Origin of the sequence: Solimonas sp. K1W22B-7, from assembly GCF_003428335.1 — a bacterium.
Classification (GTDB): domain Bacteria; phylum Pseudomonadota; class Gammaproteobacteria; order Nevskiales; family Nevskiaceae; genus Solimonas_A.
In genome coordinates this window covers 2577990-2603822 of record NZ_CP031704.1, presented here as the reverse complement: position 1 = coordinate 2603822, position 25833 = coordinate 2577990, and the positions used below count along the sequence as shown (strand labels likewise).

Here is a 25833-nt window from a genome sequence, read left to right as displayed (position 1 = left end):
TCATGCCGCGCAGGGCCCTGCATGCCCGCTTCGGGAGCCGCCATGTACCGCTACTACTGCCCGGACCACCCGGACCAGGTGCTGCACGACGATGATCCGCGCTCCGACGCGCACCAGTCCGACGTGCGCCGGCCGCTCAAGCTGGTCACCTGCCCGCGCGACAACAAGACCTACTCCCTGGCGCAATGCCGCAAGGAAAAGACGGACTGAAGATGAACGGACTGGAGCTGAGCCGCGGCATCCTCATCCTTGTCGCGATCGAGGCGCTGCTGCTGGTGGCGGGCTGGCTGCGCCTTGCCTTCACGGCTTCGCGGAGCGACCTGGCCGGCCAGGGCATGGCGCAGGCCTACGCGATCATCGGCAGCATCGTCGCGCTGCTGTTGCTCGGTGCCGCTGCCGCGCTCGCCTGGCAGGGCAAGCTGTCCTGGCTGGCGCTGGGCCTGGCGCTGCTGGCAGCGGTCTTCGTCCTGATCGTGCTGGTCTCCGCCTAGACCCCATGAAGTACCTGCTCCATGTCGTCCTGCCCCTGCTGATCCAGCTCGCGGTCACCGGCGGCGTGATGCTGGCGACCAACGGCGGCGGCTCCTTCGTCGGCCTGGCGGCGATGCTGCTGGGGCTCTATGGCATCCCGCTCACGGCCCTGATCAACCTCCTCCTGACGCGGCAACAGCCGCGTGCGGGACGCACCGTGCTGGTGAGCCTGCCGGTGCCATTGCTGACACTGGCGATGCTGGTCGCCGCCATCACGCTGCGCCTCTGAATGAAGGACGCACCCGCAGCACGCGCCGAGTACGAGCGCCGCATGCACCGCGTGATCGAGCATATCGACCGCCATCTGGACCAGCCGCTGGACCTGGAACGGCTCGCCGCGGTGGCCCATTTCTCGCCCTTCCATTTCCACCGGCTGTTCGCCGCCTGGATGGGAGAAACCCTCGGGGACTACCTGCGGCGGCGGCGCGTGGAAACCGCGGCGATGCGCCTGGCCGGCCAGCCGGGCCTGCCGGTGCTGTCGGCCGCGCTGTCGGTGGGCTTCGGATCGGCCGAGGCCTTCAGCCGTGCCTTCCGCGCCCGCTTCGGCTCCTCGCCGACAGCCTGGCGCCGACAGAACCGCAATCCTGGTCAGGTCGATCGCAAGCCCGATCAGGCGGCGCCGGCCGCATCGGCGAATCATGCAGGCTCCTCTCACGCGAAGGAGTCGCCCATGGAAGTGAAGCTCATCGAGCGCCCGCCGGTCACGGTGGCCTACCTGCGCCACACCGGTCCCTTCGGTCCGCCGTTGCAGCGTTTCTGGGGCGAGACCGTCTATCCCTGGATGCTGGCCAACGGCCTGCTGGGACAGACGCGCTACGGCTTGGCGCTGGACGACCCGGCCATCACCGCGCCGGCGAAGCAGCGCTACGACGCCTGCGTTGAAGTACCGCAGGATTTCGTCGCCAGCGGCCCGGCACACAAGACCACGCTCCCCGGCGGCCGCTATGCCACGCTCTACTTCAAGGGCACCTCCGCAGAGATCGGCGCGGCATGGCTGCGCCTGTTGCGCGACTGGCTACCCGGGAGCGGCCTGCAGCTGGATGCGCGCCCTTGCTTCGAGCACTACCCGCGCGAGGGCTGCTACGACGCCGCCACCGGCGTGTTCGACTGCGAGCTGTGCATACCGGTGGCACCGCTGTAGCGGCGAAAAGACCCTGCCGCGAGCAAGCCCGCTCCTACCTGCCCAGTGTAGGAGCGAGCTTGCTCGCGACCTCTTGCTGCGCCACGCGCGTCGCCTGCAGCCAGTGCCAGAACAGCAGGGCGAAAAGCAGGTCGCCCGAGGCCAGCAGCGGCAGTTGCCAGCCGATGTAGCCCATGGCCCAGGGCACACCCACCGCCGGCAGCACGGCCAGCTTGCCGATGATGCCCAGCTCGACATAGACGCGGTAGCGCTGCGGTTCCAGCGCAACGCGCGTATAGGCATAGCCGAAGATGCCGACCAGGGCACCGGAGAGATTGGCCAGCACCACACTGCCGGGCGTCGCGGCGCCCAGGCCCAGCTGCTCGCTGACCTGGCTGCTGGCGATCAGCAGGCCGGCAGCGACCAGGTAGTTGAAGAAGGCGGCGACACTGAACAGCAGCCGCGTGTACGAAGAGTCCGCTTGCATCGTGTTCCCCGGGGAGATCTCCGGCCGAGCATAGCAAGCGCCATGGCCAGCGCCACTCCCGGCTGGGGCTGCAAAAAAAGATTCATGGCCGGCCGGATGAGGGCCGGCCATGAATCTCAAACCTGGCGGCGGAGAGCCCCAGGTATCCCCACGAAGGGTACGGTGCGCCGCTGCCGGCGCAGCAGCGCCGCCAGCAGCAGGATCAGGAGCAGCGGATCGAGGGCGCCGCCGCCGGAATCGCCGGAAGCCTGCACGCGATCCGCGCTCAACCGCAGGCTGCCGTCCGGCACGCCGGCGCGATCCGCGCGGCAGGGCTGGTCTTTGACCGCCATGCAGTCCGGCAGGGGTGCGCCGGCACGGGCGCCGGGCAGCCACCCCAGCACCAGCAGCGAATCATGCGCCCCGCCCAGGTGCACTGCGTTGACCGAGGGCACCAGGCGGGCACCGTGGTCGAGATTCGGCGTATCGATCGCCAGGCGGATCGACGAACCGGCGCGGAACACGTGGTTGAACGGCAGCATCTGGATACGCAGCAGCACCGGCTCGCCCGGCCGCAGCGCCTCGGCGTCCGCCGACAGGTGCGTATGCCAGGGCCGCAGCCGCGTCGAGCGCGACTCGTCCAGGCGGCGGTGCGAGGCGCGCAGCCAGCCGTTCTGGATGTACATCTCCTGCCCGTCGGGCCGCACTTCGCTGAGCGTCAGCTGCACGTCCATGTCGGTGGCCAGCGCGGACATCCACAGGTCCGCGCTGCCGGAACCGAGGAACTCCGCGTCCTGCGCCAGCGGCGGCGTGGTGTAGCTCAGCGTCGTCCCCGGCAGCTGCGGCCAGCCCCAGCGGCTGAAGGCGCCGAGCCAGTCGTAGGCGGTGTTGGCCGAAACCGAGGGATACAGGTAGCGCTCCACCTGCTCCTCCTTCGCCGCTGGCTCCTGGTCGAGACGTCCACCGGCCTGCAGGCGCAGTCTCAGGGGCTGCACGCCGCCGTCGAAGCGCGCATGGGTCGTGGTCCAGGCCGGGCGGCCGGGCGCGGTCCAGCGCTCGATGTTGGCATCGCCCTGCGGCGGCACCTCGTGATGCACGGTCAGGCGTGGTGTGCGCTCCCAGCCATTGGCTTCGCCCTTCAGGTAGCGGCCGTAGAAGCGCAGCAGCATGTCCTGCGCCACCGCGCAGCCGCCGTGCGGCCCGTTGTTCGCCACCAGCCAGCTGCGATCGGGCATCAGATCGTCGGCGAACAGGTCGGCGGCGCGGCTGGTGACCGTGGAGTCCTGCCAGGTGACGCAGCCCAGCGCGGGCAGGCGCACCGCCGGCAGCAGCGTCGAGGGATCGCGCGACCAGTAGTCGTCGCGGTAGGGGTGCAGCAGCATCTGCACGCCGACATTGGCGGCGAGGTTCGGGACCAGCGACTGCAGGATGTTGGCCAGGCACTGCACGTCGCCCAGCGCACCGGCATTGGCGCCCGAGGATTGCAGCAGCGGCCGCGACACCAGGCCCCAGCCGGTGACGAACACGCTGTTGTAGATGCCGCCGGGATACGCCATGTCGCGATAGAAGTCCGGGAACACCTGCCAGGGCGCGATGGCCTTCAGGTGCGGCGAAGCCAGCGCCGCCACCGCGAACTGCGAGGTGCCGGTGAATGAAATGCCGAACATGCCGACACTGCCGTTGGACCAGGGCTGCGCGGCGATCCAGTCCACCACCTCGGCGCCATCCTGAGCCCACTCCGGCGCGTCTTCGGCCCGGAAGGTACCGCCGGAACAGCCGGTGCCGCGGATGTTGACCCCTATCGCGGCGTAGCCGTGCTCCGCCCAGAACGAGGTGACATAGGGCCGCGTGACCGGGCCGTTGCCGGCGGCGCCGGCCTCGTAGGGGTCGTAGATGAACACCGTGGGAAAATTGCCCTGCCCGGCCGGCAACGCCAGGTTGTAGTGCAGCGTCACGCCGTCGCGCAGCGTGATGTAGCCCTGGCGCCGGACCTCGGCGGCGGCGGGCTGCAGCAGCGTCAGCCACAGGATCGCGAACAACAGGAATCCACCACGGCGCGAACGCGCCCGGACTGCGGCCATCGGGTCTCTCTCCTCGGGTCGCGAACGTCGAGGGCCTGTCCGGCCCTTCGCGGTCGCGTATCTGTGGCACCGAGTATTGGCAAGCCTTGCCCTGCCCGCCATTGGCAGGTTCACCGGGGCTTTTGTGACGCAGCACAAAGGCCGGGGTGACGCCTGTGCCAGCCGTGCTATACAGCGCGCAGCCCGGCGGCACAGACCGGGCACGCAGACCGAGGAGAGATCGCATGGCCAAGTCAGCAGCACGGCGCGACGGCGCCGCCGTACCGTCGGTATCGCGCCGCATGGCACCGGAAGTGCGCGCGCTGTCGCAGCACGCCGAGGCGATCGTGCAGCGCGTCTTCATCACGGTGCGCGAGGCCGTGCCGGAGTACGCGGCGATTCGCGATCCGGCGGTGGTGCTGGAGGTGGAGACGATGATCCGCGTCAACGTCGACATCTGGTTCCGCGCCCTGCTGGCCGGCCGCTCGCCCGACGCCGAGATGCTCAAGCCGGTGTCCGACTTCGCGCGGCGGCGCTTCCACCAGGGCATTCCGCTGACCGGGCTGCTGCACTCCTTCCGCGTCGGCAGCACCGTGCTGTGGCAGGCCTTCCTCGACGGCGTGCAGCATCGCCACGAACTGCGCGACGAGGTGCTGCTCAAGCTGTCGCCCTACATGATGTACCACACCGACCTGCTGGGGCAGACCATCAGCCACGCCTACGTCGATGAACAGCGCCGCGGCGAGCGCTGGCAGAGCCGACTGCAGCACGAACTCTGCTCGATCGTCTTCGACCGCCCCGACGACAGCGACGGCTTCCGCGAGCGGGCGCTGGCCCTGGGCGCCGATCCGCTGGGCCGGCGCATCGCCCTGGCCTTCGCCGTGGCCGCCGCCGGCACCGCCCGCAGCGCGGCTGAAGACGAACTGGAAGCGCTGACGCGTGCACTCACCGCCGCCGACGAGCCACGCCCCATCGGCACGCTATGGCGCGAGCACGCCATCATCTGGATGGCCGTCACCGGCGGCGAGAATGCGATCCGCCACGAGCGCAGGCTCGCTGCGCAGCTGGCGCAACTGCCGGCGCTGCGCATGCGCACCCAACCGGTCGGCATCGGCCTGGCCGGCACCGGCGCGCGTGGCTGGCACCTGAGCGCCGAGCAGGCGTTGCGGGCACTGGAGATCGGCCGCAGGCTCGCCACGCGCGGGCGCCAGTTCCGCTATTCCGACTACGTGCTCGACGACACCGCGCTGCAGTCGCGCAACGTCGCCGGGTACCTGGAGGGCCTGCTGGAACTGATCGCGCCGGAGCCGCACCTGCTGGAAACCCTGGACAGCTATTTCCTGCAACGGCAACAACGCAAGACCGTGGCGGCGACGCTGCAGATCCACCCCAACACGCTGAGCTATCGCCTCAAGCGCATCGAGACGCTGCTGAAGGCAGACCTTGACGAGCTGTCCTGGCAGTCGCGCCTGAGCGCGGCGCTGCTGATGCGGCGCATGGGTCGTGCGGATACCGGCTAGCCGGTATCAGAACATCATGGTCTCGCCGAAGGGATCGACCACCGCCGGGCCGGAGTGCTCGTAGGCGCGCAGCCGCGCCACCACCGCCGCGTGCCCGCCGCGATGGGCCAGCATGGCCGGCGTCGCGCCGTTGTCGGCCCGTGCCGCCGGGTTGGCGCCCGCCGACAGCAGCAGGTTCACCAGTTCCATCAGGCCGCGGCCGGCCGCCTGGTGCAACGGCGTGTGCCCGGACACCTGCGCCGCGTTGGGATTGGCGCCGGCACGCAGCAGGCGGCTGACGATGCCCAGCGCGCATTCCTGCGAGGTCTGCGACAAGGCGCTGTTGAGCGGATGGGAGCGCATGTTGTTGCGCGATACCGCGTTGACGTCGGCGCGGGCCTGCAGCAACAGGTCCACGCAGTCGCCGTGGCCGAAGAAGCAGGCCAGGCCCAGCGGCAGGAAGCCGTCGGCACCCGGCAGGTTGACCCGCTCGGGCTGCCGCCGCAGCAGGGCGGTGAGCGGCTCGATCGCGCCCATCGCCGCAGCCTCGCAGAGATTCAGTTCGTCACGCAGTGCCAGCAGGTAGGCCGCAATGCGCTCGTGGCGCTTGTAGGCGGCCACCAGCAGCACCGAGGCGCCGCTGTTGTCGACCGTGTCGATCAGGTCGTGGTCCAGCGCCAGCAGTTCCTTGACGCGGGCGAATTCGCCACCCTTCACCGCGTTGAGGAAATCCTGCCGGAACAGCAGCACGCTCTGGGTCTCCGGCAGCGCCACCCTGGCCCTGGCGGCCGGCATGTTCACGCCCCAGTGCATGCTGTTGCTGTCGACCATGGCCAGGCGGTTGCCCCAGGGATCGGTCAGGTAGAGCCCGGCCTCGCCGCCCGGCAGGCGGCGGGGTTCGGGGTCGATCTCGCGCGCACCCATCTGCTGGGCGCGGACGCGCAGCTGCATCAGGTTTTCCTCCACCGAGATGCAGATCGGCTGCGGCGCGGGGCCCAGCGGCGCCTCGCCGTCGGCACGGGCGTCGTAGCAGGCCAGCGTGGCCTGCCCCAGGGGAAAGCAGTGCATCGCGGGGGTCTGGCGGACACCGTCCACCAGCAGCAGACGCTGGTAGAAGCGTACAGCCGGCTCGATCCCGGACACCGGGATCACGATCCGAAAAAGCTTGGCCGCCATGAAATTCCCCTGAATCCCCGCGCCCCATGGCTGTGCCGATGGTGGCGTCCGCCCGAAAAGGAGGCACTTTCCTGTGAAAATGTCCCCACAACCTCCTAAAATCGCATGAAACCCTCGTTCTGCCAAGATTTCGCAGGTTTTGTGCCAGAGCACAAAAGCCTTCGTGTTTTCCCCAATGGCGCCCTCGGGGACTGCGCTGGCACACTTCCGGGACTACGACTAGAAATTTTTCCCGAGGAGAATCCATGAGCATCCGCGTGCCGGCCCCGCGCCGGCGGCTGCTGCGAGCCGTCGCCCCTGCCCTGCTGACCGCCGCCCTGACCCTGCTTGCCGGCTGCGGCAGCAGCAAGCCGGTCAGCGCCGACGGCGGCAGCACCCCCGGCATCGACCACAGCCGCGAGTTCGACGCGAAACTGATGCCCACGCTGGCCCAGGTCCGTGCCTGGCAGTACGAGATCGATACCTTCGGCGGCGGCTTCCGCCCCGCCGGCAGCGTCGCCGAGATCGCCTACGCCCAGCGCCTCGCCAGCCAGCTGCGCGCCATGGGCGTGCCGGAGGTCAGGCTCGAGCCCTACCCGGTAAGCCGCTGGATCGCGCAGAAGGCGCAGCTGCAGCTGCTGGACGGCGCCGCCGCCGAGGACATCCCGCTGGTGTCCTACATCCCCTTCTCCGGCAACACCGGGCCCGAAGGTCTCGAAGGGCCGCTGGTCTACGTGCCGGGCCTGGCCGCGGTGGACCTGACCGACGTGGTGGTGAGGCTGCTGGACAGCGGCGCGGTCGTCGGTGGCCGCACCGGCCTGGTGCAGGGCCTGGTCGGCCTGCTCGGCGATACCGGCAGCGGCCTGTCGTCCATCGTCGCTTCCATCGCCAGCGCCGACGTGCGTGGCAAGATCGTGGTCTACGATCTGCCGCGCCTGACCATTCCCATCGGCGCGCTGAGCAGCATCGCCCTGCATGTCACCGACAAGGCCGGCACGATGGGCTTCACCACGCCGTTCTCGCGGCCCTTCCTCGACATGGTCGTGGCGCAGGTCGTCACCACGGCACTGAAGGCGGCCGGCGCCGCCGGTGCGGTCGGCATCGTCGACTACCCGAAGGAAGCCGCGCAGGGTTCCTACTACCCCTTCTTCGCGCGCTTCCTGCCGGCCTCGCCCACGGTCTACCTGGACCGCGACAGCGGTGCCGCGCTGAAGCAGCGCCTGCTGGCCAACCCCCTTGCGGCCAAGCCGGCGCGCCTGACCCTGCATGCGCTGGAAGAAGAGGTCGAGGCCTACAACGTCGTCGCCGTGCTGCCGGGCGCAAGCCCGCTCGAGATCGTGCTCAGCTCGCACACCGACGGCACCAACTCCATCGAGGACAACGGCCCGGCCGCGATCCTCGGCATCATGCGTTACTACACCCGCATCCCGAAGGCGCAGCGCAAGCGCAGCCTGCGCGTGGTGTTCAGCGGCGGCCACTTCGGCGGCGGCGGCCTGGCCCACTACATCGAGGAAAACCACGACGAGCTGGACGAAAAGGCCCTGGCGGCGATCGAGATCGAGCACGTCGGCGCGCGCGAGTGGCTGGAGATCGCCCCCGGCGTGATGGGCCTGACCGGCCTCAACGAGCCGCAGGTGATCATGACGCCCTTCGGCGCCCCCTTCGAGCGCGAGAGCATCCTGCTGTCGGAGCAGTTCGACCGCAGCATCGTGCTGCCGCCGGTGCTGCCCTTCGGCGAAGGCCAGGCCTACCGCAACGAGGGTGGCCTGCCGATGATCCAGTACATCACCGGCCCGGTGTACCTGCTCAACTTCGGCATTCCCAAGGTCACCAGCGAGTTCACCGACTATCCGCTGATGCACGCGCAGGTCGGCGCCTTCGTGCGCATGGTGCTGAACCTGGGCAACGAGCCGTCGACGGCGCTGCGCTCGGATATCGAAGAGCGCTAGAGGCAGAACAAGCTTGTCGCGAGTCCCACAGGGATTTCCTTCGGTCACAAGCTCGCTCCTACAAGGTCTAGCATTGTAGGAGCGAGCTTGCTCGCGACCGGGTCATTTCGGTGCCGCGTTCTCCAGCACCAGGTAAGGCCCCAGCACCTCGCGCACCTTGCCCCGCAGCTCCGCATCGCCCAGCGGCTTGTTCGCCAGGTCGTTGGCCTGCGCCAGCACCGCCATGTAGTGCGGCGTCTCGTCCACTTCCTCTCGCAGGGCCACGCGCGGATTCCTGGACAGCAGTTCCGCCCAGACCCCGCGCATCGCGGCCCAGTAGGCCCGGGTCTTGCGCTGGTACTCGCGGCCGGGCCCGAAGTCGTGGCCCTGCAGGCGCGTGTAGATGTTCAGGCCGCGCTCGCGCACCAGCGCACGCGGGCCACCCGCCGCCAGCACCTCGACGAACTCACGCCCGAGGGTGGTGTGTGGCGCATGCGGCTGGTAGTCCGTCTGCAGCACCACGGTTTCGTCGAAGCGGAACTGCACCTCGTATTCGCCCGCCATCGCCAGGATCGCGCGACGGTCGCGTTCCCGGTCGGCGGCAGCGATGGGCTGGCTCGGCGCCATGGCGCAGGCGCCGAGCAACAGGGCCAGGGAAACGCCGAGGCAGCGATGGATCATGGGGACGCGCGGCAAATGGATGAATCAAATTGCTTTCTTATTTAAATGAGAATTACTATTATTTGAAAGTTGCGGGAGGGTGGGGCCGCAGAAGCGAACAACCAACGGGGAAACCATGGATCACCTGGCGTCGCTGCAGATCGCCCTGGCCGCCATTGCCTGTAGCGGCCTGCTGGCGCGCCGGTCCGACTCCTCGGAGCGTTGCGAATGGGCGCTGACCATCGTGCTGCTCAATGCCTCCGCCCTGTCGTTGTGGAATGCCGGACACCGTCTTGCGGAGCTCCCAGGGCTCTGGCTGCAGCAGGCGGTCGCCGCTGCCATCGCGGCCCTGGCGTTGCGGCTCGCGCTGGAACTGCGCGAGGTCCGCAGCCTGACGCTGCGCCGCTTCCTGGCGCCGGTGTCCCACGTCGCACTCAGCCTCGGCTCTCTCCTGCTGGCGCCCCCCGCCGTCGCCGAAAACCCGGCCGCGCCGCTGGAAACCATCCCGGCTACGAGTCCAATGAACCACCCGCACACTTCCTGGCCGGCGAAACCGCTGGCGATCCTGAGCTTCCAGGTCGAAAACGGCCTGCCCTGGCCCGGTCGCCGAGCCTCGTTGGCCCCTCCTTACCGCTACCTGTGCAGAACATGACCGCAAGCCCCACCCTGCGCCCGAAGGCGCTCGCCCTGCTCAGCGGCCTGCTGCCACTGGCCGCCACCGCGCAAGGTGAGCCCCCGGCACCGGAGCGGGCCACGCCCGTGATCGAACTGCCACAGGCCGCGCAGCCGACCCCGAAACTCGCCGAGCCTGCCCCGGCGGTGATGCTCGCCCCCGTCGTGGTCACCGGCGAAAAGCTCGGCCGCTCGCTGGCAGAAACCAACAGCAGCGTCGGCATCGTTACCCGCGAGGACCTCGAGGCCGGCAGCGATGCCTCGATGAAGGACGTGGTCACGCAGTTCGCCAACGTCGTCTCCGCCAACGGCGATCGCGAGATCGCGATCCGCGGCGTGCCCCAGGGCGGCATCGGCGGCCAGGGCGACACCATCAGCGTCTACCTCGACGGCGTCGCCCTGCCCTCCCGTGCTGGCGCCTTCGCCGGACCGCTGTCGGCCTGGGACCTGGAGCAGGTCGAGATCCTGCGCGGTGCCCAGTCCACCAACCAGGGCCGCAACAGCCTCGCGGGCTCGGTGGTGTTGCGCTCGGTGGAGCCCACCGCCGATTGGGACGCCCGCCTGCGCGCCGGCGTCATGAGCCGCGACGGCCACGACTACGCCCTCGCCGGCGGCGGCCCCCTGGCCGACACGCTGCGCTTCCGTGTTTCCACGCAGGACCGCTACGACAACGGCGACGTGGTCAACGTCACGCGCAACGAGGACGACGCGCAGCGCGAGCGCACGCGCAACACCCGCGCCAGGCTGGCCTGGACGCCGGAAGCCCTGAGCGGCTACCGCGTCCTGTACGGCTATACCCGCTCCGGCAACGAATTCGGCGATCCCTTCCACGACTCCTCCGGCGGCGAGCGCACCGAGACCTCCAACGTGCGGCCCAACGAGGATGTCGAGACGCGCCTGCACAGCCTGGAGCAGAGCTACGCGTTCGCGAAGCACTGGCGAGTGGACGCGATCAGCGGCTGGTCCGAGTTGTCCAACCTCTACACCATCGATTACGACCGCAGCGCCGCCGAGGGCGGCTATTCCGACAATACCGAGGACGAGGACATCTTCAGCCAGGAACTGCGGCTGCACTATTCGCATCCGCGCCTGAAGGCCGTCACCGGCCTGTACTGGTCCGACTCCGACGTGCTGAAGAACACCACCGGCCATGACGTGGCCGCGGCCGGCGGCGCCGCCCTGCTCAACGGCAGCATCGACTCCGACGCCAATACCCGCACCGGCGCGCTGTTCGCCGAGGCCGACTGGGACTTCGCCGATGCCTGGCGCCTCACCGCCGGCCTGCGCCTCAACCAGGAGCGCGCACGCCGCCGCGACATCAGCGATCTCGATCTCAGCGTCACCACGCCGCCGCAAGTGCCGATTCCGGCGGCGCTGCCGCTGCCGGACCCGTTGGCCGACGTCCTTTCCGCCGTCGCCTCCGGCGCCGTGCCGCCGGACTACGACGAAAGCGGCCGCACGCGCTTCACCGACCTGCTGCCCAAGGCCGGGCTGACCTGGTTCCTCGGCGACAGCAGTTCCCTGGGCCTGAGCTACCAGGAGGGCTACCGCTCAGGCGGGACCAGCGTCTCCTTCTTTGGCGGCGCGGTCAGCCCCTACGATCCGGAATACACCCGGACCATCGAGCTGTCGGCCCGCTCGAGCGGGCTGCAGCAGCGCCTGACCCTCAACGCCAACCTGTTCTACACCCGCTGGCGCGACCAGCAGGTCACCATCGGCGAAACCTCAGGCTTCAACACCTATACGAAAAATGCCGGCCGCTCGCACTACTACGGCCTGGAAACGGAACTGCTGTGGAAGCTCGACGGACCGCTCGAAGCCTTCCTGACGCTGGGCCTGCTGCGCAGCGAATTCGACGAGTTCGGCAACGACCTCAACGGCGACGGCGACACCACGGACGCGGACGACGCGGACTACAGGGGCAACGAGTTCCCCTATGCCCCGCGCGAGACCGCCGGCATCGGCCTGACGCTGAAGCGGTGGCACCGCCTCAGCGGCCAGCTCGCCGCCAACTACATCGGCGCTTTCTACAGCGACCCGGACAACGACCCGCGTTCGCGCGCCGACGCCCGCGTGCTGCTCAACGCCAAGCTGGGCTACGCGCTGCCCGCCGGCTTCAGCCTCGCGGTCTACGGCCGCAACCTCGGCGACGAGTTGAACGACCAGGGGGCACTGGTGGCCGGCACGCGCCTGGCCAGCCGCTACGGCGAGCCGCGCAGCTTTGGTGCTGTCGTCGAGTGGCAGATGGAGTGAATCCCTGAAGAGAACGTAGCCCGGATTCGCGCAGCGAAGCCGGGAACACACTCGCAAGGAAGAGCGTCATCGCCAAGGCGTCCCCGCGCTCCCGGCTTGCCTGCGGCAAACCGGGCTACGGGTCAACGCACTCTCACTCAGGCCGTCTCGCCCCGATAACAGACAATATTGTCCGGCGTCTCCTCGACACGTACCTCGGACAGCAGCGCGCCGAAGCGCGCGTGGCAGACCTTCCAGAACACCAGCGCCACGTTCTCGGAAGTGGGGTTGATGCCCTTGAACATCTCCACGTCGAAGTTCAGGTGGTAGTGGTCCACGCGCGCGATGATCTCCTCGCGCAGGAAGTTCTTCAGGTCCGCCAGGTTCACCACCATGCCGGTGGCCGGGTCCACGCCGCCGCGCAGGGTCACCTGCAGCACGTAGTTGTGGCCGTGGCCGTTGTCGCGGGCGCATTTGCCGTAGAGCGCGAAGTTGTCCTCGCGCGACAGCGTCGGTTCCCACAGGCGGTGCGAGGCGCAGAAGGACTCGCGGCGGCTCAGGGTGACGACGGGCCGGGGATCAGCCATTGCAGAACACCTCCAGGGTGGTGCCGGTGGTCGCGCCGGACTGCGCGCGGTCCAGCAGATAGGCCACGCTGGGGGCCACCTCTTCCGCCTGCGCGCCGCCATACAGGCCGAAGCGCGCGTTCATCTCGGTCTTCATGTAGCCCGGTGCCACCGCGTTGACGCGGATGTTGAATTCGCGGCCGTCGAAGGCCAGGGCCTCGGTCAGGCCGGTGACGGCGTGCTTGCTGGGCGTATAGACGCTCTTGCCCGGCGCGATCTGCAGGCCGCGGATGCCCGACAGCGAGGACACCAGCACGATGTCGCCGCCGCCGCGTGCACTCATCGTGCGGAACGCCTGCTGGCAGAGATACCAGAGCCCACGGACGTTGACGTCCATGACCTGGTCGTACTCCTCCAGCGTGGTCTGCATGAACGGCTTGATCAGCAGCAGCGCGGCACTGCCGACCAGGCCATCCGGCGTCTCGGTGCCGAAGCGGGCATAGAGCGCGTCGATGGCGGCCGTATCGCCGATGTCGCAGGCCTGCACCCGCACGTCGGCGCCCATCCCGCAGAGCGGCGCGGCGACCTGCTCCAGGGCGTCGGCACGGCGCCCGACCAGGGTCAGGCGGTGACCCTGCGCGGCCAGCAGGCGCGCGGTGGCAGCCCCCAGGCCGGAACCGCCGCCGGTGATCAGGATATGGCGCTTGGAAGACTGGGACATCAGGACCTTGGACTGTCAGGGGGATGCGAATGATGCACCGGATCGCAGCATGCCCGAAACCGTCGGCAGCGCATCCCCCTTTTGGCGCATATGTCCCTGCGCTACTTTACTGGCGGCGCAACACGCTTTACTCGTAGCGCAGTGCCTCGATCGGATCCAGCTGCGCCGCCTTGCGTGCCGGGTAGAGGCCGAAGCCGATACCCACCGCGGCGCTCACCGCCACCGCCAGCAGTACCACGTCCACCCGGATCAGCAGCGGCCAGCCGAAGGAGGCAGACAGCTGCTGGGCGATGGTGATGCCCAGCGCCACGCCGGTGAGGCCGCCGATCAGGGCCAGCACCAGGGCCTCGACCAGGAACTGCATCAGGATATCGCGCGGCCTGGCGCCCACCGCCATGCGCACGCCGATCTCGCGGGTACGCTCGGTGACCGACACCAGCATGATGTTCATCACGCCGATGCCGCCTACCAGCAGCGACACCGCGGCGATCGCGGCCAGCAGCGTGGTCAGGGTGCTGGTGCTTTCCTCCTGCGCGCTGGCCATCTCGGCCAGGTTGCGCACGTTGAAGTCGTCCTCGGCGCCCAGGCGGATGCGGTGACGGTCGCGCAGCAGGTTGGCGACGTCGTTCTCGGCCTTGGAGGTCGGAATCCCGGGCGCGGCGCTGACGTAGATCGTGCCGGCGATGTACTTCTTCAGGCCGCCCTGCAGCTTCTCGGCGTAGGCGCGCACCGGCACCAGGGCGGTGTCGTCGTAGTCGTCGCCCATCGGCGACTGGCCCTTGGGCGCCAGCACGCCGATCACCTCGAAGGGCACGTTGCGGATGCGTACGATCTGGCCCACCGGGTCGGAGTAGGCACCGTACAGCTTCTCCACCACGGTCTGGCCCAGCAGCACCACCTTGGAGCTGGACTCCGGGTCCTCCGGCAGCGAACTGCCGCTGGCGAGCCGCCAGTTGCGCGCCAGCATGTAATCCGAGGTGACGCCGGCCACGCGCGTGGTCCAGTTCTGCTCCTCGGAGATCAGCGGCGCATTGCTGCGCAGTTCAGGGGCGGCGTACTTCACCGAGGCCAGCTCGGTCTGGATCGCCTTGAGGTCGTCCCAGGTCAGCGTCGGCTGGCTGCCGAAGCCGCCGCGCGAGCCGCCGGTGGAACTGGAGCCCGAACGCACCACCAGCAGGTTGGTGCCCATGGCCGAGAAGCTGGCCTCGACGCGCGCCTTGGCGCCCTCGCCGATCGACACCATGGCGATCACCGCGGCGACGCCGATGATGATGCCCAGGGCGGTGAGGAAGGAGCGCAGGCGGTTGCGCAACAGCGCGCGGACAGCGACGCGGATGATCGCGAGCAGGTTCATGCCGGCAGCTCCGCAGTCACCGGCTCGCGACGGATGTCGCTGATCACCTGGCCGTCCTTCATCACGATGTTGCGTGCGGCGTATTCGGCAATGTCGTGCTCGTGCGTCACCAGGATCACCGTGATGCCGGAGCGGCCCAGCGACTGCAGCAGCGCCATGACCTCCAGGCTGGTGGCGGAGTCGAGGTTGCCGGTGGGCTCGTCGGCCAGGATGACCCGGGGCTCGCCGACCAGGGCGCGGGCGATCGCCACGCGCTGTTGCTGGCCACCGGAGAGCTGGCTCGGCGTGTGATCCAGGCGCTTGCCCAGGCCCACGCGCTCCAGCGAAGCCGCCGCGCGGGCATGGCGCTCGCCCGCCGGCACGCCCGCATACAGCAGCGGCAGTTCCACGTTCTCCAGCGCGCTGGTGCGCGCCAGCAGGTTGAAGTTCTGGAACACGAAGCCCAGCGTGCGGTTGCGGATCGTCGCCAGCTCGTCGCGGCCCAGCGTCGAGGTCTCGCGGCCATCCAGGCGGTAACTGCCGGCCGTGGGCCGGTCCAGGCAGCCCAGGGTGTTCATCAGCGTGGACTTGCCGGATCCGGAGGTGCCCATGATGGCGACGAACTCCCCGACCTCGATGTCCAGCGTCACGCCGCGCAGCGCGCGCACTTCGACGTCGCCCATGTGGTACTCACGGGTGACGTCGCGCAGCTCGATCAATGCCATGGCGTCGGCAGGTCCTAGAACATGCGCATGCCGGGCGCAGCGGCGCGCGGCTTGTCGTCTTCGGCGCCCGGCATGTCGGTGATCAGCTCGTCGCCTTCCACCAGGCCGCCCTCCACCACCTCGGTATTGCTGCCGTCGGAAATGCCGGTCTTGATCTCCACCGGCAGCGCCTTGCCCTCGCGCAGCACGTAGACCGTGCGCGGTGCGCCCGGATTGCCGTCCTCGCCACGGTTGCGCCGGCGACGCTCGCCGTTGCCACCGCCGCCTGCACCCTCGCCACCCGCCTGGGCACCCTGTGCAGGGCGCTCGCCCTGCGGCTGCCCCTGCGAACCGCTCTTGTCCTGGCCCGCCGCCTTGCTGTCCTTGGCCTTGTCCTTGCCCGTGTTCGGCATGCGGAAGCGCAGCGCCGCGTTGGGCACCTTCAGCACCGCCTCGCGGCGCGCGTAGACGAAGGTGACGTTGGCGGTCATGCCGGGCTTGAGCTTGAGTTCCTCGTTCTTCACGTCCAGCACGGCGTCATAGGTGACCACGTTCTGGGTGGTGGTGGCAGCATCGCGCACCTGGCGCACTTCGCCGCGGAAACGCTCGCCCGGGTAGGCGTCCACGGTGAAATTGGCTTTCATGCCGGCCGCCAGCTTGCCCACGTCGGATTCGGCGACGCTGGTGTCCACCTGCATCTGCCGCAGGTCCTGGGCGATGGTGAACAGCACCGGCGCCTGCAGCGAGGCCGCCACGGTCTGGCCCACGTCGACGCTGCGCGAGATCACCACGCCGTCGGTAGGCGAGATGATGTCGGTATAGTTGAGATTCACCTGGGCACGGTTCAGGGCCGCGCGGGCCTGCGCCAGCGAAGCCTGCGACGACACCACGGTCGCCTCGGCCGCCTCGGCCGTGGCCTGGGCGGTATCGCGCTCGCTCTGCGAGATCAGGCCGCGCGGGGACAGCTCGTCGGCCCGCCTGGCCTGGCGGCGCGCGTCCTGCGCCTGGACCTTCGACCGGGTCAGGTTGGCCTGCGCCGCCTGGACATTGGCCTGCTGCTGTTCCAGCTCGGCCAGGAACAGGCGCGGGTCGATCTTGGCGATCAGCTGGCCCTTCTTGACCTGGGAATTGAAGTCGGCATGCAGTTCCTGGATGCGGCCGCTGACCTGGCTGCCGACCTGCACCGTGACCAGGGCCGACACCGTGCCGGTGGCGGTGACCTTGGCCACCACGTCGCCGCGTTCCACGGTCACGGTGGTGTATTCGGGTTCTTTCTTGCCGGCCCAGAGACTGCGGCCGAACCAGAGTCCGGCGATCAGCAGCAGGGCGACGACGGCCCAGAGGCCCAGGCGCCGGCCGGGCTGGCCGTGGCGCACTCCATTGTTGGAATTCATGAATGCGGAAGTGGCAGGTTGGAAAGACGGGGGTCGGAAAGCTTAGCAGCGGTATTGTGTCACCTGATGTTGCAACGCAGTGACTGTCCGGGCGTTGACAGGACGGGTGTGGAATTCCCGTCGCCATCCGGGCGTACTTAATGCCAGAATGGCTGACCACATGAACGCCATCGCACAAGAGCGCAGGGAGGGGTCCAGGGCGACCCCGGGGGCCGGCTGATGCCCGAATCCCTGATCCTGGGGACCCCCTACCCCGACTCGATCAGCAGCCTGTATTTCGGCTTCCTGCTGGCGATCGGCCTTTTCGCCCTGGCCGGTTCCGTCCGGCACCGCGACGACCCGTCCGTACCCTGGTTTGCCCTGGCGGCCCTGCTGTCGGCCCTGTGGCTGCTGGTCTGGCAGGGACGCTTTCCCGCGGACGTGGCCATGCGCGACCGCGCCATGCCCCTGCTGGGTGCGCTGTTCATGGGCTGCATCCTGCGCTACGGCCGGCTGTCGCTGGAAACCCGCCGCAGCATTCCCGAACTGGATACCGCCCTGCGGGCCTTCGGCGGCATGGTGATCTTCATCGCCGGCCTGTCCCTGCTGCTGCCCCGCTGGGCGCTGGGCCTGCTGGCCCCGGTGTCGCTCGCCATCGTGATCGGCCTGGCGGCAGCGGCCTGCATCCGCCTGCGCCGCCGCCACTGGATGGCCGCCCACGCCCTGGTGGGCCTGCTGTTGCTGCTGGCCGCGCTGCTGCCCAATGCCTGGCTCTGGCTGGGGCAGTCGCTGCCGCCGACGCCGGCGTTCTGGATGAACGTCTACCAGCTCGGCAGTGGCCTGGCGCTGACCGTGTTCTGCCTGGGAGCGGTGGCGTCGCTGCAGCGCCGTCGCGAGGACCGCATGGCCGAGATGAAGCTGGCCCTGGACAGCCAGCGCACCGCCCTGAACAAGGCCAGCATCGACGAGATCACCCGCCTGCCCGATCGCCGCCGCTTCCGCGAACTGCTGCTCAAGCGCATCCGCGAGGCGCACGACCAGAAGGAGCGCCTGGCCATCGTCAGCATCAGCCTGTCGTCCTACCGCACGCTGCGCCATGGCATCGACGGCAACGCCGCCGACGCCGGCCTGGCCGAGATCGCCCTGCGCCTGCGCCAGTCGATCGGCTCCGGCGAGCTGCTGACGCGCGCCGACCGCGACACCTTCATCTGGGTCACCACGATCCACCCCAGCGGCGAGCTGCTGGACCTGCAGGGCCGCTGCCTGGGCCTGCGCCGCGACATCGGCGCACCCCTGGCCAACGCCGGCGGCGTGATGGTGGCCTGCGACATCGGCTACGCCATCTACCCGGACCATGGCGGCGACGTCGACCTGCTGCTGCGCCGCAGCGACGAAGCCCTGTACCGTACCGAGCAGGCCGGCCTGGGCGAGGTCACGGTGTTCCAGCAGCATCAGCAGTCGCATCAGCACCTGCGCCTGGCCAAGGAACTGCGCCAGGCCCTGATCCGCAACGAGCTGGTGCTGCACTACCAGCCCCTGGTCGGCCTGGAACAGGGCGAGCTGCGTGGCTGCGAAGCGCTGATCCGCTGGCCACGCGACGGCGTCATGGTGCCGCCGGGCGAGTTCATCCCGGTGGCCGAAGCCAGCGGCATCATCGTGCAGCTGGGCGAGTGGGTGATGCAGCAGGCCTGCCGCCAGATTGCCGACTGGCAATCCCGCGGGCTCGACCTGCCCTACGTGGCGGTCAACGTCTCCGCGCATCAGTTCCGCCATCCCGAGTTCCTGCGCCACGTCGAAATGGCCGTGGCCGCCGCACCGCTGTCGCGCAACCGCCTGGTGCTGGAGATCACCGAGAACATCGTGCTCGACGACATCGAGAGCACCAGCGCCCTGCTGCAGCAGCTGCTGGACCGTGGCGTCAGCGCAGCGGTGGACGACTTCGGCGTCGGCTACTCCTCGCTCAACTACCTGCGCAAGCTGCCGGTGCAGGCGATCAAGATCGACCGCAGCTTCCTGCAGGGCATCCCGCAGGAGCAGGAGGCGATGTCGGTGATGAGCACCATCATCACCCTGGGCCACGACCTCGGCCTGCGCGTCATCGCCGAGGGCGTCGAGACCGTCGAGCAGCAGATGTTCCTGTCGCGCAAGGGCGTCAACTGCGGCCAGGGCTGGCTGTTCAGCAAGGCTCTGGCGGCCACCGACTTCGAAATCTGGATGATCAAGAACCAGAAGCGCCTGGGCATGGCGCAGGCGTTGGTTGGGTGAGGCGGATCAGGCGAATGTCCAGTGGACATTCGCCCCGCCGAACGCCCGGCCACGGATGGCCGGGCCGGGGGTCAATCAGGTAGCTGCAGCCCCGCCATGGATGGCTTTCCCAAAGCAGATTTCTTCATCCTCTCAAAAATTCTGATACCCGCCGTCAATCGTGAACTGGTCGCCGGTGTGGTGCGCGCTGGCCGTGGACATCAGGTACACCGCGATGCCGGCGAAGTCCTCGGGCTTGCCGAAACGGCGCAGCGGGATGCGCGCCGTCACGGCCTTCACGAACTTGTCGCTCTCCAGCAGCGGCCCGGTCATCGCCGTCTCGATCCAGCCCGGCACGATGGAATTGGCGGTGACGCCGTAGCGCGCGTATTCCACGCAGAGCCCGCGCATCACCGACAGCATCGCGCCCTTGGTGGCGGCGTAGTCCTCGCCGCGGGCCAGGCCCGAGACGGCGGACAGGCTGCTGGTGACGACCAGGCGGCCGAAAGGGTCGCCAGCCTCGGCGCGCTGCTTCATGTGCAGCGCCGCGCATTGCAGCGTGAACATCGCACCCTTGAGGTTGACGCCGAAGGTACGGTCCAGGTCGGCCTCGGTCATCTCGTGGAACGGCCGCTGCACGCTCATGATGCCGGCATTGGCGAAGCAGCCATCCACGCGCCCGAACTGCTCCAGCGTGGCGGCGAAGCTGCGCTCGACTTCGGCCTTGTCCGATACGTCGCAGCGCAGCGCCGCCACGCGCCTGCCCTGGGCGCTCAGCTTCTCGAGCGCCTCGGCATTGCGCGCCTCGCTGGTGCCCCAGATGCAGATGTCGGCGCCGGCCCTGGCCAGGCCCTCGGCAAACCCAAGGCCGATGCCGGCATTGCCGCCGGTGACCAGCACCACGCGGCCGCTGAGATCGAAAGGCGGGTAGCTCATCCGCGCACTCCCGCCGAGCTCAGCACATGCCGCGCCAGCAGGTTGCGCTGGATCTCGTTGGTGCCGGCATAGATCGAGGTCTTGCGATAGTTGAAGTACAGCGGCGTCACCGCCGCCACGTGATCGGGAATCGGCCGCGGCGACGCCGGCCTGCCGCGGATCTCGGCGAAGCTGTCCTGCACGAAGGGCAGCGCGTCGGGGCCCAGGGCCTCCACCGCCAGCTCGCTCAGGTCCTGCTGCAGCTCGGTGCCCACCAGCTTGAACAGGCTGGACATGGCGCCGACGGCGGTGCCGGATTCCACGCCGGAGAAGAAGCGCATCTCGGCGGCGTCCACCGCCTCCACGCGCACCGCCAGCTCGGCATAGCGGCGACGGAAATCCGGGTCGTCGATCAGCATGCCTCCGCCCCCGGCCGGCTGCTGCTTCGCGATCTTGCGGATCTTGGCCAGCAGGTAGCGCAGCAGCGAGCCGTAGGCCACGCCGCGCTCGAACTGCAGCAGGTACTTGGCATAGGTCCAGCCCAGGCCTTCTTCGCCGATGCGGTTCTCCACCGGCACGCGCACGTTCTCGAAGAACAGCTGGTTCACTTCCTGCTCGCCGTCGATCGGCCCATCCAGCGAAGGCAGCGGGCGGATGCTGATGCCCGGCGTGCGCATGTCGGCCAGCAGGAAGGAGATGCCGCTCTGTGCCTTGGCGTCGCGGCTGGTGCGCACCAGGCAGAAGATCCAGTCGGCCCACTGCGCATGCGTGGTCCATATCTTGGAGCCGTTGAGCACGTAGTGGTCGCCGTCGCGCACCGCGCTCATCTGCAGCGAGGCCAGGTCCGAGCCCGAGCCCGGCTCGGAGTAGCCCTGGCACCAGCATTCGTCGGTGCTGAGGATCTTCGGCAGGAAGCGCCGCTTCTGCGCCTCGCTGCCGTATTCCATGATGACGTAGGCCACCATCGCGATGCCCATGGGCGAGACGATCGGGCAACCCGCCGCCGCGGTCTCGCTCTGGAAGAGATAACGCTGCGTCGGCGTCCAGTCGGGCCCGCCGTACTGCACCGGCCAGCCCGGTGCGGCCCAACCCTTTTCCGCCAGCTTCTTCTGCCAGCGCACCTGCCCGGCCTTGTCGAGATAGCCGTTCTTGCTCTGCGACATCAGTTGCTTCAGCTCGGAGTCGTAGGCCTGCTTGATCCAGGCGCGGACCTCGTCACGGAAGGCCAGTTCTTCTGCGGTGAAATCGAGATTCATGGTTGCTTTCTCAGGCGGCGTCGGCCAGCGACAGGTCGGCGTAGCGCCGCAGGTGGAAATCGGTGCTGCCGAACTGGCTGCCGATGGCGGTGGCACGGCGGAAGTAATGCCCCAGCGCCAGCTCCTCGGTGATGCCCATGCCGCCGTGGATCTGCACCGCCGCCTGCCCCACGAGCTTCGCCGCCTTGCCGACCTGCGCCTTGGCGGCACTGGCGACCAGCGCGCGCTCGGCCGCGGGGCGGTCCAGCTTCATCGTCGCCACCAGGGTCAGCGCCGCGGACTGCTCCAGCGCGGTGAACATGTCGGCCATGCGGTGCTGCAGCACCTGGAACGTCGCCAGCGCCACGCCGAACTGCTTGCGCTGGCTGGCATAGGCCACGGTGTCGGCCAGCATGCGGCGCATGCCGCCCACGGCCTCGGCACAGAGCGCGCAGATCGCTTCGTCGGCGGCACGCTCCACCAGCGGCAGCGCCGCGCCCTCGGCACCGAGCAGGCGTTCCGCCGGCACGAAGACATCGTGGAAAGTGATATCGGAGGCACGGCCGCCGTCGATGGTCGGGTAGTCGCTGCGCGTGAGCCCCTGGGCGTCCGCGTCCACCAGCAGCAGGCTGATGCCCTCGCCGCTGCGCGCCGTGACCAGCAACTGGCTGGCCCAGGGCCCGCCGGTGACACCGGTCTTGCGGCCGTTGAGCACGTAGCCGCCGTCGCGCTTCGTGGCCGTGGTCGCCACCTCCGCAAGGCTGTAGCGCGCCTGCGGTTCGCTGTACGCGAAGGCCAGCACGGCCTGCCCGGCGATGATGCGCGGCAGCCACTCGGCCGCCAGTGCACCGCCGACCTGCTTCAGCAGCCCGCCGCCGATCACCACAGTGCCCAGGTAAGGCTCCACCACCAGCGCCTTGCCCAGTTCCTCCATCACCACCGCGTTCTCGAGGGCACCGCCGCCGAGGCCGCCGTATTCCTCGGGGAAGGCCGCCCCCAGCAGGTTCAGGCGTTCGGCCAGGTCCGCCCAGACCTTCGGGCGCCAGCCGGCCGGCGTGGCCACCACGGCGCCGCGCGTCTCGAAGTCATAGTGATCGGCCAGGTAGCTGGCGAGCGTATCGCGCAGCATGTCCTGTTCGACGCTGTAGTCGAAGTCCATGGTTCCTGTGTCTCCTCTTATAGTTCCAGCGATCTTAGCCTTGGCGCCGGCGATTGCCCTCGTTCGCGGGCAGCGCAAGCTCCGGCGGCTTAAAATGCGACCCGGCGGTCCCGTTCCAGCATCCTGCCACATCGGCCAGCCTGAGCTTTTGTCTTTAAGTGTCTAAAACTGAACGTAAATTCTGTGTCGCCCCGATGATGGACTGGACTGACCGGCATTGCCGGTTCTTCCTGCGCCTGATGTCGCGCCGTGCCTGGCTCTACACCGAGATGGTCACCACCGGCGCCATCATCCACGGCGACCGCGAGCGTTTCCTGCGCTTTGCCCCTGCCGAGCACCCGGTGGCCCTGCAACTGGGCGGCTCCGAGCCCGAGGACCTGGCGCGCTGCGCCGAGATCGGCACGTCCTACGGTTACGACGAGATCAACCTCAACTGCGGCTGCCCCTCCGACCGCGTGCAGGAAGGCCGCTTCGGCGCCTGCCTGATGAAGGAGCCGGAGCGCGTAGCCGCCGCCGTGGCCGCCATGCGCCGCGCCACCCACCTGCCGGTCACGGTCAAGACCCGTATCGGCGTGGACGAGTCCGAGGACTACGTCTTCCTGAAAGACTTCATCGAGACCGTGGCCGCCGCCGGCTGCGAGATCTTCATCGTCCATGCCCGCAAGGCCTGGCTGAAGGGCCTTTCACCGAAGGAAAACCGCGAGATTCCGCCGCTGCAGTACGAGCTGGTCCACCGCCTCAAGCGCGAGTTCCCGCAGCTCACCATCGTGCTCAACGGCGGCCTCAAGACCATGGATGCCTGCGTCGAGCAGATCCAGGAGCTGGACGGCGTCATGCTGGGCCGCGAGGTCTACGAAAACCCCTACTTCATGACCGAGGTGGACTCCCGCCTCTACGGCGCCGAGCCGGTGAACCTGGGACGCACCGAGGTGGCCGAAGCCCTGCTGGACTACGTCGAGCGCGAGCTGGCCACCGGTGCCCACCTCAACCACATCAGCCGCCATATCCTCGGCCTGTTCCGCGGCCAGCCCGGCGGACGAGCATTCCGCCGCGTGATCTCGCAGAATGCCACCCGGCCCGGTGCCGGCGCGGACGTGATCCGCGCCGCCCTGGCGGAAGTCGAGGCGGCCAGCCTGCGGCCGGCGGCCTGAACCCGAGAACCGAGAGGAAAAACATGAAACAATTGCTGCTCTTACTAGCCCTGGGACTTACCATGTCGATTGCCAATGCCGCACCCGTGCAGGTGCTGATGGAAACCACCGAAGGCAACATCAAGCTCGAGCTTGATGCCGCCAAGGCGCCGAAGTCGGTCGCCAACTTCGTCCAGTACGCCAAGGACGGTCACTATGACGGCCTGGTGTTCCACCGCGTGATCAAGGGCTTCATGATCCAGGGCGGCGGCTACGACGAGAAGAGCGACCAGCGCAAGACCCGCGCCAACATCGAGAACGAAGCCAAGAACGGCCTGAAGAACGACCGCGGTACCATCGCCATGGCGCGCACCTCGGTGCCGCACTCGGCCTCGTCGCAGTTCTTCATCAACGACGGCAACAACGACTTCCTCAACTACCCGGGCCAGGACGGCTGGGGCTACGCCGTGTTCGGCAAGGTCACCGAGGGCATGGACGTGGTCGACAAGATCGCCAACACCCGCACCGGCAACCTGCCGCCCTTCGGCCGCGACGTGCCGGTCACCCCGATCGTGATCCGCAAGGTCACCGTCGTCGAAGCGAAGTAAGCCGACGCAGGTCCGGCCCGCGTGACACCGCGCACGCTGCTCCTGTCGGACCTGCACCTGCCGCCGGGGCCCTCGCCATTCCGCGAGGGCTTCCGGCGCTTCCTCGAAGGCCCCGCCCGCGACGCCGAGGCGGTCTACATCCTCGGGGACCTGTTCGAATACTGGATCGGCGACGACATCGGCATGCAGGACTATGCGGCGGAAGTCGCCCAGTTGGCCGCGCTGTCGCAGCATGGCGTCCGCATCTTCTTCCAGCGCGGCAACCGCGACTTCCTGGTCGGCGAGGACTTCTGCCAGATCAGCGGCGTCGAACTGCTGCCCGATCCTGAAGTGATCGATCTCTACGGCACCGCCACCGTGCTGTCGCATGGCGACCTGCTCTGCACCGACGACGTCGGCTACCAGCGCTGGCGCCGCTTCGCGCACAACCCCACCGCGCAGGGCATCTTCCGCGCCCTGCCCCGCGCCTGGCGCGAGCGCGTAGCCCAGCGCGTCCGCGGGCGCAGCAACCACCAGAAGCGCTACAAGGCCGAAGACATCATGGACGTCAACACGACGGCCGTGACCGCCTTCTTCCAGCTCTCCGGCGCCCACCGCCTGATCCATGGCCACACCCATCGCCCCGAGCTGCACGAACTGGCCGGCGGCAACGAGCGCATCGTGCTGGCCGACTGGCGACCGGAGCGGATGGAGTACCTGGTGGTGACGCAGGACGGGATGGAGCGGCTGACGGTCTGAGGCCGTAACCCGTTGCGCCATTGCCGACCTGCGGACGCAAGCTCTCTGCCGAACATCTTACGCCGATGGCGGCGTAGCTCCTAACGGAACTCCGTTTTTCTGCGGTCCACCGCGATGACTACCGCTTGGTCGCTTTTTGCTCCCGCCACTTGGCAATGAGTCGGTCGCGCATCCTTGCCAGGGCTTCCGGCCGATCAGAAAACGAAGGCGCTTTCACCAGCACCACCAGCATCGCGGCTTCTTCTTCCGACAGGCTATCCAAGGGCCGGCCGAACAATTCCCGGGACGTTGCACTCAGGCCAAGCCGCCCCTTGCCGGTAGGAGCGAGCCGGGCGATCAGTGCCAGGCGCTCATCCTCGGAGAGATGAAGGTAGATCAGCAGGCTCCAAGTCGCCCAGGTCAGCTGCCAGTTCGTCGTCCCTAGCCTCGCTGCCTCCGGGTGGAACTGCATGACAGCAAGTCGAGCCGCGTAAGAAGCCGTGCTCCGGCTACTGAAGAGCAATAATTCTCGCGTCGGTTCGGGAAGATGACGATCCGCAGGCTCTGCCGTCTCGACAAGGTTCAGGATCTCTGGCCGATGCCTTTCGAAAATCCAGCCCTTGCCAGCGACAAACAAGGCCGTCAGCAGGAATACCATCGTAGCGAGCAGCCATAGGGCAATCCTGTTCATTGATCGACTGCGGCCCATGAAGCTTGGGTTGCCAAAAGTACGGCTCCAAGCGAGCGCAGCGATGTCCAACATGCGATGGTCGATTTGTTGGGCATCGCTGCGCTCAGTTCGATC

The 25833-nt window shown here is 68.5% G+C and carries 25 protein-coding genes; 12 read left to right on the top strand and 13 right to left on the bottom strand.

Translation table 11 applies throughout. The features are described 5' to 3' along the window. Window positions 1-21: 21 nt before the first annotated feature. Genes D0B54_RS24275 through D0B54_RS11870 form a run of 4 tightly spaced genes read left to right on the top strand, consistent with a single transcriptional unit; the run spans window position 22 to window position 1672 of the window. On the top strand, window positions 22-210 hold the full coding sequence (locus D0B54_RS24275) for a hypothetical protein (protein ID WP_162932368.1): 189 nt from the start codon (window positions 22-24) through the stop codon (window positions 208-210). 2 nt (window positions 211-212) lie between these two features. Further along, window positions 213-491: a hypothetical protein gene (locus tag D0B54_RS11880; RefSeq protein ID WP_117291539.1), complete on the top strand. Its 279-nt coding sequence runs from the start codon at window positions 213-215 to the stop codon at window positions 489-491. 5 nt (window positions 492-496) lie between these two features. Further along, entirely contained in the window at window positions 497-760 is a 264-nt protein-coding gene (locus tag D0B54_RS11875; protein ID WP_117291538.1) for a hypothetical protein, read from the top strand. After that, window positions 761-1672, top strand: coding sequence for an AraC family transcriptional regulator (locus tag D0B54_RS11870; RefSeq protein WP_117291537.1), 912 nt, complete (start codon window positions 761-763; stop codon window positions 1670-1672). It abuts the gene before it with no gap. A gap of 34 nt (window positions 1673-1706) precedes the next feature. On the opposite strand, the gene D0B54_RS11865 is transcribed toward D0B54_RS11870, so the two are convergent. Continuing rightward, window positions 1707-2138 carry a hypothetical protein gene (locus D0B54_RS11865; protein WP_117291536.1) on the bottom strand — a complete coding sequence of 144 codons (432 nt, stop codon included), beginning with the start codon at window positions 2136-2138 and terminating at the stop codon, window positions 1707-1709. Between the two features lie 116 nt (window positions 2139-2254). Then, the gene (locus tag D0B54_RS11860) at window positions 2255-4198 is read right to left on the bottom strand and encodes a CocE/NonD family hydrolase (protein ID WP_162932367.1); all 1944 of its coding nucleotides are present in this window, start codon (window positions 4196-4198) and stop codon (window positions 2255-2257) included. 224 nt (window positions 4199-4422) lie between these two features. Here D0B54_RS11860 and D0B54_RS11855 point away from each other — a divergent pair, with 224 nt between their 5' ends. After that, window positions 4423-5697 (top strand): PucR family transcriptional regulator, encoded by a 1275-nt coding sequence (locus D0B54_RS11855; RefSeq protein ID WP_117291534.1) that lies wholly within the window; start codon window positions 4423-4425, stop codon window positions 5695-5697. A 6-nt stretch (window positions 5698-5703) separates the two neighbouring features. On the opposite strand, the gene D0B54_RS11850 is transcribed toward D0B54_RS11855, so the two are convergent. Beyond that, entirely contained in the window at window positions 5704-6852 is a 1149-nt protein-coding gene (locus D0B54_RS11850; RefSeq protein ID WP_117291533.1) for an ankyrin repeat domain-containing protein, read from the bottom strand. 245 nt (window positions 6853-7097) lie between these two features. On the opposite strand from D0B54_RS11850, the gene D0B54_RS11845 reads away from it, so the two are divergent. Continuing rightward, window positions 7098-8780 carry a hypothetical protein gene (locus tag D0B54_RS11845; protein ID WP_117291532.1) on the top strand — a complete coding sequence of 561 codons (1683 nt, stop codon included), beginning with the start codon at window positions 7098-7100 and terminating at the stop codon, window positions 8778-8780. A 102-nt stretch (window positions 8781-8882) separates the two neighbouring features. On the opposite strand, the gene D0B54_RS25310 is transcribed toward D0B54_RS11845, so the two are convergent. After that, window positions 8883-9440: a DUF6607 family protein gene (locus D0B54_RS25310; RefSeq protein ID WP_117291531.1), complete on the bottom strand. Its 558-nt coding sequence runs from the start codon at window positions 9438-9440 to the stop codon at window positions 8883-8885. Window positions 9441-9555: 115 nt separating this feature from the next. Here D0B54_RS25310 and D0B54_RS24270 point away from each other — a divergent pair, with 115 nt between their 5' ends. Both D0B54_RS24270 and D0B54_RS11835 read left to right on the top strand, forming a co-directional pair. Beyond that, window positions 9556-10071, top strand: a complete 516-nt coding sequence (locus D0B54_RS24270; protein WP_162932366.1) for a hypothetical protein — start codon at window positions 9556-9558, stop codon at window positions 10069-10071. Beyond that, a complete protein-coding gene (locus D0B54_RS11835) occupies window positions 10068-12344 on the top strand; it encodes a TonB-dependent receptor (protein ID WP_162932365.1) in 2277 nt (758 codons plus the stop codon). Before D0B54_RS24270 ends, D0B54_RS11835 begins: the two co-directional genes overlap by 4 nt. 137 nt (window positions 12345-12481) lie before the next feature. Here the strand turns inward: D0B54_RS11835 and D0B54_RS11830 are convergent, their stop codons facing one another. From D0B54_RS11830 to D0B54_RS11810, 5 genes are all read right to left on the bottom strand, one after another. After that, on the bottom strand, window positions 12482-12910 hold the full coding sequence (locus D0B54_RS11830; protein ID WP_117291529.1) for a 6-carboxytetrahydropterin synthase: 429 nt from the start codon (window positions 12908-12910) through the stop codon (window positions 12482-12484). Continuing rightward, complete coding sequence (locus D0B54_RS11825; RefSeq protein ID WP_117291528.1) at window positions 12903-13610, bottom strand: SDR family NAD(P)-dependent oxidoreductase; 708 nt, start codon at window positions 13608-13610, stop codon at window positions 12903-12905. Before D0B54_RS11825 ends, D0B54_RS11830 begins: the two co-directional genes overlap by 8 nt. 127 nt (window positions 13611-13737) lie before the next feature. Then, window positions 13738-14964, bottom strand: coding sequence for an ABC transporter permease (locus D0B54_RS11820; RefSeq protein WP_117291527.1), 1227 nt, complete (start codon window positions 14962-14964; stop codon window positions 13738-13740). Continuing rightward, entirely contained in the window at window positions 14961-15668 is a 708-nt protein-coding gene (locus D0B54_RS11815) for an ABC transporter ATP-binding protein (protein ID WP_117291526.1), read from the bottom strand. Before D0B54_RS11815 ends, D0B54_RS11820 begins: the two co-directional genes overlap by 4 nt. 14 nt (window positions 15669-15682) lie before the next feature. Continuing rightward, a complete protein-coding gene (locus D0B54_RS11810) occupies window positions 15683-17041 on the bottom strand; it encodes an efflux RND transporter periplasmic adaptor subunit (RefSeq protein ID WP_117291525.1) in 1359 nt (452 codons plus the stop codon). A 219-nt stretch (window positions 17042-17260) separates the two neighbouring features. Here D0B54_RS11810 and D0B54_RS11805 point away from each other — a divergent pair, with 219 nt between their 5' ends. Then, entirely contained in the window at window positions 17261-19285 is a 2025-nt protein-coding gene (locus tag D0B54_RS11805; RefSeq protein ID WP_117291524.1) for a putative bifunctional diguanylate cyclase/phosphodiesterase, read from the top strand. Between the two features lie 132 nt (window positions 19286-19417). On the opposite strand, the gene D0B54_RS11800 is transcribed toward D0B54_RS11805, so the two are convergent. Genes D0B54_RS11800 through D0B54_RS11790 form a run of 3 tightly spaced genes read right to left on the bottom strand, consistent with a single transcriptional unit; the run spans window position 19418 to window position 22573 of the window. Continuing rightward, window positions 19418-20200: an SDR family NAD(P)-dependent oxidoreductase gene (locus tag D0B54_RS11800; protein WP_117291523.1), complete on the bottom strand. Its 783-nt coding sequence runs from the start codon at window positions 20198-20200 to the stop codon at window positions 19418-19420. Continuing rightward, window positions 20197-21435 carry an acyl-CoA dehydrogenase family protein gene (locus tag D0B54_RS11795; RefSeq protein WP_117291522.1) on the bottom strand — a complete coding sequence of 413 codons (1239 nt, stop codon included), beginning with the start codon at window positions 21433-21435 and terminating at the stop codon, window positions 20197-20199. Before D0B54_RS11795 ends, D0B54_RS11800 begins: the two co-directional genes overlap by 4 nt. 10 nt (window positions 21436-21445) lie before the next feature. Continuing rightward, a complete protein-coding gene (locus tag D0B54_RS11790) occupies window positions 21446-22573 on the bottom strand; it encodes an acyl-CoA dehydrogenase family protein (RefSeq protein WP_117291521.1) in 1128 nt (375 codons plus the stop codon). A gap of 158 nt (window positions 22574-22731) precedes the next feature. On the opposite strand from D0B54_RS11790, the gene dusA reads away from it, so the two are divergent. From dusA to D0B54_RS11775, 3 genes are read left to right on the top strand one after another with little or no spacing between them, the layout of a single operon-like run. Next, window positions 22732-23724, top strand: a complete 993-nt coding sequence (gene dusA, locus D0B54_RS11785) for a tRNA dihydrouridine(20/20a) synthase DusA (RefSeq protein ID WP_117291520.1) — start codon at window positions 22732-22734, stop codon at window positions 23722-23724. Window positions 23725-23747: 23 nt separating this feature from the next. Continuing rightward, complete coding sequence (locus D0B54_RS11780) at window positions 23748-24311, top strand: peptidylprolyl isomerase (protein WP_117291519.1); 564 nt, start codon at window positions 23748-23750, stop codon at window positions 24309-24311. 21 nt (window positions 24312-24332) lie between these two features. Beyond that, entirely contained in the window at window positions 24333-25049 is a 717-nt protein-coding gene (locus D0B54_RS11775) for a UDP-2,3-diacylglucosamine diphosphatase (protein ID WP_117291518.1), read from the top strand. A 118-nt stretch (window positions 25050-25167) separates the two neighbouring features. On the opposite strand, the gene D0B54_RS11770 is transcribed toward D0B54_RS11775, so the two are convergent. Beyond that, window positions 25168-25719, bottom strand: coding sequence for a transglycosylase domain-containing protein (locus D0B54_RS11770; protein WP_205527337.1), 552 nt, complete (start codon window positions 25717-25719; stop codon window positions 25168-25170). Window positions 25720-25833: the final 114 nt, after the last annotated feature.